This window comes from Bacteroidota bacterium (assembly GCA_016718825.1).
GTDB lineage: Bacteria > Bacteroidota > Bacteroidia > J057 > JADKCL01 > JADKCL01.
Map to the genome: position 1 here is coordinate 63,088 of JADKCL010000005.1, position 12,136 is coordinate 75,223.

7 protein-coding genes are annotated in these 12,136 nt (G+C 53.2%); 4 read left to right on the plus strand and 3 right to left on the minus strand.

Going from position 1 to position 12,136, the window contains the following annotated elements; all coding sequences use genetic code 11:
- The first annotated feature begins 43 nt into the window (after positions 1-43).
- From IPN95_06800 to IPN95_06810, 3 genes are all read left to right on the plus strand, one after another.
- Positions 44-1,393, plus strand: coding sequence for a tetratricopeptide repeat protein (locus IPN95_06800; GenBank protein ID MBK9449110.1), 1,350 nt, complete (start codon positions 44-46; stop codon positions 1,391-1,393).
- 710 nt (positions 1,394-2,103) lie between these two features.
- Positions 2,104-3,345, plus strand: a complete 1,242-nt coding sequence (locus IPN95_06805; GenBank protein MBK9449111.1) for a metallophosphoesterase — start codon at positions 2,104-2,106, stop codon at positions 3,343-3,345.
- Between the two features lie 512 nt (positions 3,346-3,857).
- Positions 3,858-5,291 (plus strand): T9SS type A sorting domain-containing protein, encoded by a 1,434-nt coding sequence (locus IPN95_06810; GenBank protein MBK9449112.1) that lies wholly within the window; start codon positions 3,858-3,860, stop codon positions 5,289-5,291.
- Between the two features lie 86 nt (positions 5,292-5,377).
- On the opposite strand, the gene IPN95_06815 is transcribed toward IPN95_06810, so the two are convergent.
- The 3 genes from IPN95_06815 to IPN95_06825 form a co-directional block, all read right to left on the minus strand.
- The gene (locus IPN95_06815) at positions 5,378-6,487 is read right to left on the minus strand and encodes a DNA alkylation repair protein (GenBank protein MBK9449113.1); all 1,110 of its coding nucleotides are present in this window, start codon (positions 6,485-6,487) and stop codon (positions 5,378-5,380) included.
- A 79-nt stretch (positions 6,488-6,566) separates the two neighbouring features.
- Complete coding sequence (locus tag IPN95_06820; protein ID MBK9449114.1) at positions 6,567-8,213, minus strand: NADH-quinone oxidoreductase subunit M; 1,647 nt, start codon at positions 8,211-8,213, stop codon at positions 6,567-6,569.
- Between the two features lie 124 nt (positions 8,214-8,337).
- Positions 8,338-10,836, minus strand: a complete 2,499-nt coding sequence (locus IPN95_06825) for a bifunctional UDP-N-acetylmuramoyl-tripeptide:D-alanyl-D-alanine ligase/alanine racemase (GenBank protein MBK9449115.1) — start codon at positions 10,834-10,836, stop codon at positions 8,338-8,340.
- A gap of 238 nt (positions 10,837-11,074) precedes the next feature.
- Between IPN95_06825 and IPN95_06830 the strand changes: the two genes are divergently transcribed.
- Complete coding sequence (locus IPN95_06830; protein ID MBK9449116.1) at positions 11,075-12,124, plus strand: radical SAM protein; 1,050 nt, start codon at positions 11,075-11,077, stop codon at positions 12,122-12,124.
- Positions 12,125-12,136 lie beyond the last annotated feature (12 nt).

Below are 12,136 nucleotides of genomic sequence, written 5' to 3' on the forward strand. Positions count from 1 at the left end.
GATCAGCCCCACGATTCATCCACACGATACAAGAAGAAGAAAAATGAAAAAGTTCACTCCCCTCGTAGCATTGATTTTGATGGTATGCACCGCCTCGTTTGTACTCACAGGCTGCGGCGATACACGTGCAGGTGGCATGGAACTGCCGCAAGGAACTGCATCGGCAATCCCTTTCCTCAAAGGCCGCAAGGCAGGTCTTGGTAGCCCCGACGAAGTAACGAATGTCGCGACGATCTACGACAAGCAGAAGGCCGCCATTCAAAAGGATGCCAACAATGCCGAGGCTTACCTGGCACTCGCGGAGCTGTTCATGAACGAAGCTCGCATTACGGGGGAACACCCTTATTATTATCCGGCAGCGCTGAAAATGATCGACCTCATCCCGAATCTTGCTGGATGCAGCGAGGAGATCCGTTTCCAGGCAGCCTACTACAAAGCAACCGTACAGTTGTCCCAACACGAATTCCAGAAGGCACTCGCCACAGGCGAGGAAGGCCGGAAGATTTTCCCGCAGAATGCAGGCATCCATGGTGTCCTGATCGACGCAAATGTGGAATTGGGAAATTATGACGAAGCCGTGCGCCTCTCCGACATCATGGTGGGCATCCGTCCCGATTTGCGCTCCTATTCCAGGATCAGCTACCTCCGTGAGATTCACGGCGATCCCGAAGGTGCGATCGAAGCCATGAAAATGGCGGTCGATGCCGCTATGCCGGGCTATGAGCAGTCTGCTTGGTGCCGACTGACCCTCGCGAAACTTTATGAAAATTACGGCAAGCTCGACGATGCCAAGATGCACTACACGATCATCCTGGAAGAGCGCCCCGAATATCCATTTGCCTACAGCGGACTGGCTTCCATTGCCATGAAGCAAGGCAATACCGCCGAGGCGGGAAAACTGCTCGACAAGGCGATTGCATTGATTCCCGAGGTGGGATTCTATGAGCAAAAAGCCGATCTGATGCTGCAACTGGGCAATGAGGCCGAAGCCAAGGCCATCGGCGAAGAAGTGATGGTGATGATGGCCGAGGACGAGGAAAGCGGCCACTTGGTCGATTTGGAATTGGCCATGGCCAAGTTGCATTTGCAAAATGATGCGCAGGCGGCACAGGTTTATGCAGAAAAGGCCTTCGCTGTACGCCCCGAAAACATTGACGTGAATGCAGCCCTTGCAGAGATCCACTATGCCTTGGGAGATTTTGCCAAGGCACAGGGATACATGAAAGTCGCCCTGCGCACGGGGTCCAAGGATCCTGCAAAAAATTGTGTCGCGGGTCTGATCGAGGTTGCCGCCGGCAACAAAGCCGCCGGTTTGGCGCAAATCAAGCAGGCGCTCTCGACTGACCCCTATTTGGATCATCCGTTGGCAGAAAAGGCCAAATCGATGCTATAAAAGTGTTCTTCATTGTATTGTGGTAGGCTGCTCCATTTGGGGCAGCCTTTTTGTAATAGGCACATTCGATGCTTCGAGAGCTGTTTTTGCGTTTCGAAAAGGGGTAAAATTTTTTTCGATCCGGATTGATCCAAGGAAACTTTTGCTGCGTAGGTATGTCGTCAAGAAGGATTAGGGCAAGCGTCGCGGTAAATTCAGCAGTCCCAATTTCTATCTTCCAAATACCGTGCGCTTGCAAAGACAGTTGTTCTTTTTTAGTCTTTTAATTCCAACATGCGGATCCAACCCCTTTGTCCAACCAAGGGGCCGCAAAATTCCAAAAAAGGTCATCCGCTCGGATGGCCTTTTTTCGTATCAACTTGGCTGAAACACGAGCGGGGGGAAAAAACCCCCGCCCGGGGGAGGCCCGCCCCAGAAACCCCCACCCGGCGCCCCAAACCCCCCCCCCCGCCCCCCCCCCCCCCACCGGCCCCCCCCCCGCAGCGGGGGGGGAGGGGGGGGAACCGGCCCCCCATTTCCCCAACCCCCCCCGCCCCCGGGACCCCCGCCGGGGACGGGGACGGGGCAAAAACGAGGGAAGCCCCCCCAAAAAGGGCCGGACCCCCCCCCAAAAAAGAAGGGAAAGAAAAAAAAAAAAAACCGCAAAACAATCCTTCCGGCTTGTTCGTCATACTTCGGTCACGCTCAAATTTAACTCATGGCATTCCAGGATGATATTCTTGGGGGGTTTCCTCGCAATCCTCATCGGCATCGAGTTTTATGTCTATTTCGCGCTGAAAGCCACATTTCGCACGGGTTGGGCCATGAAAGCTGCGCGAATCGGCTATTTCGTTTCGCTCGGAATAGAAATCGCAGCCATCGTCACCATTTTTACGATTTTTTCCGGCGGTTACAGCCGCGCCAATTTTTGGGTGAATCTCTTGATGGGACTTGGCTTTGTCTTCATCATCAGCAAGTTGATGTTGTCGGTGTTTTTTCTGATCGACGACATCGCACGGCTGTTTCAATGGCTTTTTAAAAAGGGTGCGGCAGCAGTTGCCACCGAACCTGATCCGGTCGTGATGCCAAGCCGTCGCAAATTCATGGGCCAATTGGGCTTGGTGATTGTCGGAATTCCATTCGCGGGAGCCCTTTACGGCATGCTGAAAGGGAAATATGATTTCACCTTACACAAGGAGACTTTACGTTTTGCGGACTTGCCCGAAGCATTTGACGGCATGAGGATTGTGCAGATCTCCGACATCCACGCCGGAACCTTTGACAGCATCGCGGGCGTGCAAGAAGGATTGGATCTCATCATGGCACAAAAACCTGATTTGATCCTGTTTACAGGGGATTTGGTCAATAATTTGGCGACCGAGGCAGAAGATTACATTGAAATGTTTGCCCGACTGTCAGCGCCAATGGGCAAGTTTTCAGTCTTGGGCAACCACGACTACGGACATTATTATCAGTTTGAATCGCAGGAAGCCAAAGTTGCCAACCACCTTGCCATCCGCAAACAAAATGAGCGAATGGGCTTCCAATTGCTCAACAACGCCCATATCCGACTGGAAAAGGATGGCCAAAACATCGTTTTGGCTGGCGTGGAGAATTGGGGCAGTCCACCATTTCCGCAGTATGGCGATTTGGACATTGCCTTCGAAGGGGTTGAAGACTCCGAATTTGCAGTCCTCATGTCGCATGATCCCTCGCATTGGGATGCGCAGGTGCGCGACCACCGCAAGCATGTGCACCTGCAATTGAGCGGGCACACGCACGGCGCGCAGTTTGGTGTCGAGATTCCCGGCGTGAAATGGAGTCCCGCACAGTGGAGGTACAAACAATGGGCGGGACTCTACTCCGACAACCAACAGCATCTTTATGTCAACCGCGGATTTGGCCACATTGGCTTCCCGGGGCGTGTTGGTATTTGGCCGGAGGTGAGCCTTATCGAGTTGAGAAAAGCCTGAAATTCAAATGTGGGGGGGCAGGGCAGGCACGGAAAGCGGGCTCAGCCACTCCAAGAGATACAGGGGGGGGGGCCTCGGACGATCCCCCGGGGGGGGGGGGGGGGGGGGGGGGGAAAACCCCCCCCGGGGGGGGCGGGGACTTCGTGTCGGGACCCCGGCCGGGGGGGGCCCCCCGGGGGGGGGCTTATTTCAGGCTGAAAACACCCCCCCACCAGATACTTCCGGTTGTGACAATATGCATCTTGCCTGCAAAGCATAGCTGCCATTTCAGAGAATTTTGTGCTGATCGCAAGGAAACAAACCATAAATCTTACAGGGAGATTTTTATGACAAGGTGGGTCATTTTGCTCAGAAGGCTTATTTCCGCTTCGAATATCACCGAAATGGGGAGTATATATAACACGTATTGAATGTATTTTGTAAAATCGATTTACAAACGCGCAGCTGGTTGAGCAACCATCGGTAAGTTGTATTGTCATTGCTCTATATTTTACCCACATTACCCGTTATCTATGAAAAAGATCAAAAATTCTCTCGGAACACTCATGTTCTTTTCGGTCGTGCTGCTGATGGCCGTGCAGACCAAAGCTTGTGACCGCAGCGGCATTACATTGACCGCAATCACCCCGCAACCTGGTGGAAGGTATGCCCTCGACATACGTTTCTGTGCCGGGGCAGGCAACAACGGCAGTCAGTCAGGTGCGGATGACAACACCAGTACTTTCGCATTTTTTCTCTCTTCGAATGCCAATTTTGTTGGTCAGCCCTCCCATATTGTCAGTCCACAGACCGGCTATACCTATGAAGACACCCTCTTTGGTGGCGATTCCTTGTTGTATTTCAACCGCAACGAACTCAACGATGTTGCAAACGAACCTTGGGCCTGCATCTCCTCAACATGTGGACCTGTCCAAACGGTTTGCTACGACATCACTTTGATTACTGACGGATTGCCAGACTCTTTGTGGATGCGCGGTTTGGAGGCAGCCGGCAATATCTTGGGAGGTTGCTTCGGTCCTGACATGGTGGTATATCCGGCGAATGGCGGGTGCAGTATCCCTTTGAATGAAATCGTGTCCCATCCCCTCTGTCAGGGATCGACCGGGAGCATTGCCCTGAGTCCTTCAGGTGGAACGGCTCCCTACACCTACCTGTGGAGCAATGGCGCCACGACTTCGAGCATTTCGGGTCTGTCGCCGGGCACCTATGGCATCACAGTGACGGACGCAACCGGCTTGTGCCACAAAAGCACTTCCATTGTCGTCAATGCGCCAATTGCATTGGCTCTGAATTTGGGAGCCAACAGGACGGTTTACCGCGGCTATTCGCCACGGAGTTGCACCACATTGTCTGCAGTCCCGAGCAGTGGTGTTGGACCATTTACCTACCAATGGTCCAATGGCGCAACTTCTTCATCGGTAAATGTTTGCCCGACGGCGACCACCAATTATTTCGTCACTGTGACCGATGCCTGTGCAGCCACCATCACCGATGATGTGACGGTCAATGTAGTGGATGTGCGTTGTGGAAATAATCTCAACAAAGTGCTGCTTTGCCACAACGGTTCCACCTCGTGCGTGACGCAGTCACAAGTGGCGACCCACCTCAACCATGGTGACCTATTGGGCGGTTGCACAAACAAAGCCGGCCAACCAGAAGCAATTCTTTCACCAGAGGTGATGGAATTGAAGTTGACCGCATATCCAATCCCAGCGACCAATGCGCTCCATTTTCGAGTGAATTCGCCAGAATCTGGAACGATGACCTTGGAGGTCTTTGACTTGAAAGGTAAACGGATCGCAATCCAAACCGGGATCACGGCGGAAGTTGGTGGCGTTCACGAACTCAACTTGGATGTCTCGCAATGGACGGCAGGATTGTACTTTGCCCGCCTATGCCACTCGGCAAGCGGCTCCCAGAGCCTGAAGTTCACCGTCGTGGATTAATCGAAATTTGTACTGGAAGCTGAATTCGAGCCATCGACGCTGCTACTTGCAGGGTGGATGGCTCGAATTGTCATTGATATGATCGCCTAAATATGGCCCGTAACCTCAAATTCAGCCAATCCGAGTTCCACCCCATTCACCAAAACGGCAACCGCATGCAGTCCGATGTGGTGCTTGCGCGTGGTGCGCTCCAAAAAGGAATGCCGTTTCGCCATGGCATAGGTTCCCGGCGCAAAGGTCGACTCGCGCATTTGGAAAATCTTGCGGTTAGCCTTCCCGTTGGCTTTCATATAGTCGATTCCGAATTCCAGCCGCAGGTGTTGAGATGCAGTTCCGCCGACCACCAATTCGAAGGAAAATTCCCAATCCCCGCCGATGGCGACGCTAGGTTGGCAACGCAAGCCTTGAATTGCCACATTTTTCAACGTGACGAATCCAAAAAGCCCCAAGGCAGTCTCATTTCCCGCTTTGAGCAATCCTCGGAGGGCATGTTTGATCAAGCGGTCGGTTTCCTTGGATTGACCGATCCAGGCCTTGGCCAAGTTGATCGCGACATCCGGATGGTCCTTGGAGATGTCATTGAGGTGGTTGGCTACAGAGCGGCGCACGTATTCCTCGGGATCGGACTTGAGTTTTTCCAGAATCGGAATGCTGGGTGCCGGATCTTTTTTAAGGAATTGCAGGGCCATACCCCAGGGCAGCCGCGGACGGGAACCCTCCGACGCAAGCCGCCGGATGTGTACATTGGGGTTTTCTGCCCACGTGAGCATCGCGGCCAGCATCTCCTTGGGATAACGAATGATAAACGGCCGAACCGCAAATTCGCAGGACATCACTTGGGTGATCACAGGAAATGCGTCGATGGAGGCTTCAAGGTGATCCAGACCAAATTCTTCGATGAAATCCGCCAAGAAAAGGAAGGCAAATCCATGACCGGTCCTTGGGTGGTCGAGCCGGTGTTGCGCCAATTGCACAAGTTTTGCGACTGCTGCGGGATAGGCCTCGGGCAAGAAAGGCCGTAGGCAAACCGCCACGCGGCGGATGCGTTGCTTCAGTTCGAGGCGCTCCCAATCTGCATTGCAGACGGTTTTTTGAAAGGCGCTGCCATCAAATCCCGGCAGGATCAGTTGCAGGTTCTTTCCCAATTCGTCCCAAAAGGACTGTACAAAAAAGCGTTCCTTGAGCGTATCAGCCATTGTGTTTCCAGTTTTCGGTTCAGCAAAAAACCCCAGCTTTTGACCGGGGTTTGATGTATTTTATCGTTGCACGCACATTTTAATGTGCGTTTTCAGCAACAGGGGTAGGTGCGGTAGTGGCGTCGCCACTGCTGTGGCGCACGGTGCTTCCTGCTCCGGGAATATGCTTCAAAATGACCACCGAGCTGTTGTCGATTTGCTTCAGGAATGGACCTGCATTGAAGCCCATGTAGAACATCAGCAAGACGAGGGGGATCATTACCCAGATTTCATTGCGCGTCAAGTCGGTCACCTTGCGGTTTTCTTCCTTGTCCAATGCGCCAAACATCACCCGGCGGAACATCCACAGAAGGTAAACGGCAGCGACAATCACACCGGAAGCGGCGATGACAGCCCACCAATCGGAGACCAAGTTGGAGGCGAAAGATCCTGCGAGAATCATGAATTCACCCACAAACCCATTCAAGCCGGGCAGACCGACGGAGGCGAGCACCGTGATCATGAAAAACAAGGTGAAAATTGGAATTTGGCGGGCCAAACCTTGGAAATCGGCGATCATACGGGTATGGCGACGGTCATAAATCATACCGACCATGAGGAACAAAGCGCCAGTGGTGATACCGTGGCTCACCATTTGAAGGACGGCTCCATTCAAGGCTTCGGGGGTGAAGGAGAAAATTCCCAACACAATGAAGCCCAAGTGGGAGACAGATGAATAAGCGACCAAGCGTTTCACGTCCGTCTGCACCATGGCGGCCATTCCACCATAGATAATGCCGACCACTGCCAAGAAACACATCAAAGGAGCGAAGTCCACGGAGGCTTCAGGGAAGAATGGCAGGCAGAAACGGACCAAGCCGTAGGTTCCCATTTTCAGCAAAACACCCGCCAAGATCACCGAACCAGCGGTAGGCGCTTGGGTGTGCGCATCGGGCAACCAAGTATGCAAAGGGAAAAGCGGCACTTTGATGGCGAATGCCAATGCAAAGGCAGCAAACAACCAAGTCTGAGCACCCAAGGGGATGTTTGCATTCAGAATGGCATGGTAATCAGTCGTAAAGAGGATCGAAGGTGCGTCTGGATAAAGGAGCTGTGCCATTGGAGCAGCTTCAATCGCCACCCAGATGATCGCCACCAACATCAGCAGCGAACCCACCAACGTGTAGAGGAAGAACTTGATGGAGGCGTAAATACGCTCCTTGCCTCCCCAAATCCCGATCAAGAAGTACATCGGGATGAGCACCATTTCGAAGAAAATGTAAAACAACACCATGTCCAGCGAGCAGAAAAAGCCGAGGACACCCACTTGCAAGACCAGCAAAAGGGCGTAGTAGCCTTTTTCCATCTTGTCCACCGATCCCCAAGAGAAGAAAATCGTGAGTGGAAAGAGAATTGTCGTCAGCAGCACCAAATAGATGGAAATGCCGTCAATTCCGGTCATGAACTTGATATCCAAGCCTGGAATGTTGAACCACCAATCGCCGATCGAGAACAACACGTAGTTGTTGAGCGTCGAATTGGGATTTCCGCCGACATCTGCCGTTGCGAGACCGGAGTTGTCGAGGTAATAAATGTAAACCAAGATGGAGAGTACCAATGGCACGCAAGAAGCGAGCAAGGCGGTCACCTTGGCTTGCTTGTTACCCATCAAGAGGACGAGCGGAACCCCAATCATGGGGGACACGATCATCAAGTTCATCAACAAATTCGCTGTATCAGCCGACATATCTGGGCATCGATTTTTTATCGAGGCGGCAAATTAATCAATGTGATCGGGAATGAGAAATGAGAAATGCGAAATGAGAAATGAGAAATGAAAAAATGGTGGTCAAGTCCTCATTTTTAGGGATTCATTCCCTGACATACACCCTTCTGACCCGCTGTGAGATGCCGGTCAAGATTTCATAGGAAATCGTATCGCAGCGTCGAGCGATTTCTTCGACGGAAATGAAGTCGCCGTCTTGGGCACCCATGATCACCACTTCGTCGCCCGCTTGCACGCCCGGTATGTGTGTGACGTCGAGCATGAGCATGTCCATGCAGACACGGCCGATCACAGGTGCGCGCTTGCCCCGCACGAGAAACCTCCCGTTGCCATTGCCCAGGCTGCGCCGAATGCCATCTGCATAGCCGATGGGCAGCGTTGCAATTCTCGCGATGCCGTGCGTCGCTTGACTACAGCCATAGCCGATCGGTGTATTTGCTGGATAATCATGGACTTGCGTCACGACGGTATGCAGGCTGCCGATTTCCTGCAAGTGAATGCCAGCACCCTCAAAGGGCGGCACGCCATAGAGTCCGATTCCGAGGCGCACCATGTCAAAGGCATATTCGGGGAATCGCAGCACCCCGGCCGTGTTGCAGATGTGCCGCAAAGGCAGTTGTTCAAATTTCACCTGATGGATGAGGCGTTCATAAAACCCGAGAAACCTACGGGCCTGCAAATGGGTGAAAGCGTCGAGTTCGCCAGCATCGGCACTGGAAAGGTGGCTCAAGACCGATTCGACCTCGACGCCAGGTTCACGCTGCAGGAAGGCAATCAAATCATCGGGCGACTCCCAATCCCAGCCGAGACGCGCCATTCCGGTATCGACTTTGATGTGCACGGGAAACCTGGATTTCCCCAATTGACGGCCGGCTTGAATGTACTGACGCAAAAAGGCAAGGTTGTACACCTCGGGAACGAGGTCAAATTGGTAGAGTTGCTCGATGCTTTGCAAATCGGCATTCATGACCATGATCGGCACGTGGATGCCGCGGGTGCGCAGCATGATGCCTTCGCTCGTGTAGGCGACCGCGAGCTGGTCCACACCCTCGCGCACGACCGCCTGTGCGATTTCCCAAGAGCCTGAGCCGTAGGCAAATGCCTTGACCATCGCCATCGTGCGGGTCGACTTGGGCACCCTTGCCCGAAACTGCCGGTAGTTGTGGGCGAGGGCATTCATGTTGATTTTGAACCAAGTAGCCGTCGCGCGGCGACTCAGGTAGGGAATCAGCCGGTCAAGACCGAAGCGCCGTGCACCTTTGAGCAACACCGTGCGGTTGCGAAACCGCTCATAGTCAAATGCTTGAATAAATGCCTCGGTACTCGGATAGCTTGCAATCCACGGCACATCCGCAAGCATTCGGTCAAACACCGGACCGATGACCATGATATTGTCGGCCCCGAGGGCCATCACCGCCATGTCCAGTATTTCCCGTTGAATGCGCTCCTGATGCTGTCCTTGATGGTCGATGTCGGTGAGAATCAGGCTGCGTGTCGCATGGTAGCGTTCGGTGGCGAGCAACGACAAGGCATTCTTCACCGAACTCAAATCCGCATTGTAGGCGTCGTTGATGATGGTGATCTCCGGATTGTCGGTGATCATCTCCATGCGCATCGAAACGGGACGCAGCAATTGGAGGCGGGGTTGGATGTCTTCGAATGTCAGCCCAAGTTGCAGGCAGGCCATCACGGCGAGGGCTGCATTGGCAAGGGCAGCTTCCCCGGGCAGCGGAATATCCAAGATGTAGTTGCCATCGGGCGAATTCAATTCCGCTTGGATGGCTGATGGTTCGGATTTCACCGCGGTCAATAGATGTGTGCGGCCGGGACCATTACCCAATGTTGAGCAGCGCTGCGGATGCGAAGCGAGGTGGGTATGCAGCCCTTGAAAAACCGATTCGTCCAGTGTATCGGCCAAAATCGCCTCCGTATGGTCAAACAGGCGGAGCTTTTCACGAAGTTTTTCCTGCGAATTGGAAAATCCGTCGGCATGCGCATCACCAAAGTGGGTCAAAATCCCCATTTCCGGGCGGATCATCTGCGCCAATTTGGCCATTTCGCCAACTTGGGAAATCCCCGCCTCGATGATGGCCAAATTGTGATCGGCATTCATTTGCAGCAGGGAAAGCGCGACACCGATTTGGCTGTTGTAGCTCTGTGGCGACTTCACGACTTGGAAATGATCGCCCAACAAGGTCACGAGCCATTCCTTGACCGTCGTTTTGCCGTTGCTGCCCGTGATGGCGATGACCGGATAATCAAATCGTCTCCGATGCGCAGCAGCAAAGGCCTGCAAAGCCGCAACGGTGTCTTGGACAAGGATGGCCGCGCTACCTTCGGGCAATTTTGCAGAATCCGAAACCAAGAAATGCCGGACGCCTTTCTCAAACCCTTGCCGCAAAAACGCATGCCCGTCGCGGTTTTCGCCCTTGATCGCCACAAACAAAGTTGCTGCTCCGTCATGAATTTGGCGCGAGTCAAATTCGACCTCGGAAAGCAATTGGTCGGAAGCGGTCCCGACCAAACGGGCATCGTCGCCCATCATGCGGGCAATTTCTGCAAGGGTATATCGGAATCCGCTCATGTTTTGTGTCCGTGGCGAATTTCGGGAAAAAGATGATGCGGATTGGTGATGAATTTTATCCGGCTTCGTGAAGTACTCGGTGTTGTCTAATTTCAAAGGTCTTCGTGATGTACCTCGAAATTGCTTCGCAGTTCTGAATTAGCCTCGCTGTCCACCTGCGGCGCATCTCCATTCTCAATTCCCAATTAGCTTCGCTGAACTTCGTTTCTCCATTCCCAAAACCCTATCTTTGCGTTGCATGTACAAAGCGCGCGATTATTTTGACCGGGGCAGTCGGATGCTCCACAACCGGCTGTTTCCTCGGCATCGGAAGATTTCGACGCTGATGATCTATGCCACCGATCTTTGTGATTCGCGTTGCAAGCATTGCCTGATCTGGGCCAAGCGCCCCGTCAAATACCTTCCCAAGGAGAGCATTTATGCCCTGTTGGACAACAAATGCATCTCCAAGCATACCAAAGTCGGTCTCGAAGGCGGCGAATTTCTCCTTCATCCCGAGTCACGGGAAATCATGGCTTGGTTCCGCGAAAACCATCCCAATTTTGACCTGTTGAGCAATTGCCTCAAGCCCGATAGCCTCATCGAAGCTGTCAGAGCTTCCCCGCCGGTGCGCCTTTACATTTCATTGGATGGCACCGAGGAAACCTACAAGGAAATGCGCGGCAAGGACGGCTACAAAAATGTGATCAAGGTGATCGAGGCGCTGAAAAGCGTTGTCCCGATCTCGGTGATGTACTGCGCCTCGCCTTGGAATTCGATGGAGGACCTTGCGCACGTCGCCGACGTGTGCAGCTTGCACGGGGTGGACCTGCGCGTGGGCGTGTACAGCGACATCAAATTTTTTGACACGAAGGACGAAGCCTATCAGCAAGCAAGTTTGGGGGAGATCCCCGAAAACTTGAAGCAATTCAAGGAAAACTACGACTACCTCGTACTCTACGACGAATGGCGCGCGGGAAAATTGATTCTGCCTTGCAAAAGCATTCTGGACTCGGTGGTCGTGCTGCCCAATGGCGATGTGCCGATTTGCATGCACCTCGACGACAAACTGGGGAACATTCACAACAATACCTTGGATGAAATCCTCGCCCAAGAAGCGACGATTGCCACGCTCAACGACCACCACGACAACTGCAATGGTTGCTGGATCAACTTCCACCGGAAGTATGACCTGATTCTGTACAAAAATCTGGAGCGCTTTTTCCCGAAGGGGCTCGTGTCCAAGATGTTTGGCTACCATCAATGGACCGACGACCCCAAGCGGCGTTACAAGGACATCATTCAGTAAGCAGTCGGGCAA

What these genes read in the sequence shown, in the direction of transcription:
- IPN95_06815 (MBK9449113.1), bottom strand. Translation starts at nt 6,487, where the DNA reads ATGGCTGATACGCTCAAGGAACGCTTTTTTGTACAGTCCTTTTGGGAC.
- IPN95_06825 (MBK9449115.1), bottom strand. Translation starts at nt 10,836, where the DNA reads ATGAGCGGATTCCGATATACCCTTGCAGAAATTGCCCGCATGATGGGC.
- IPN95_06800 (MBK9449110.1), top strand. Translation starts at nt 44, where the DNA reads ATGAAAAAGTTCACTCCCCTCGTAGCATTGATTTTGATGGTATGCACC.
- IPN95_06830 (MBK9449116.1), top strand. Translation starts at nt 11,075, where the DNA reads ATGTACAAAGCGCGCGATTATTTTGACCGGGGCAGTCGGATGCTCCAC.
- IPN95_06810 (MBK9449112.1), top strand. Translation starts at nt 3,858, where the DNA reads ATGAAAAAGATCAAAAATTCTCTCGGAACACTCATGTTCTTTTCGGTC.
- IPN95_06820 (MBK9449114.1), bottom strand. Translation starts at nt 8,213, where the DNA reads ATGTCGGCTGATACAGCGAATTTGTTGATGAACTTGATGATCGTGTCC.
- IPN95_06805 (MBK9449111.1), top strand. Translation starts at nt 2,104, where the DNA reads ATGATATTCTTGGGGGGTTTCCTCGCAATCCTCATCGGCATCGAGTTT.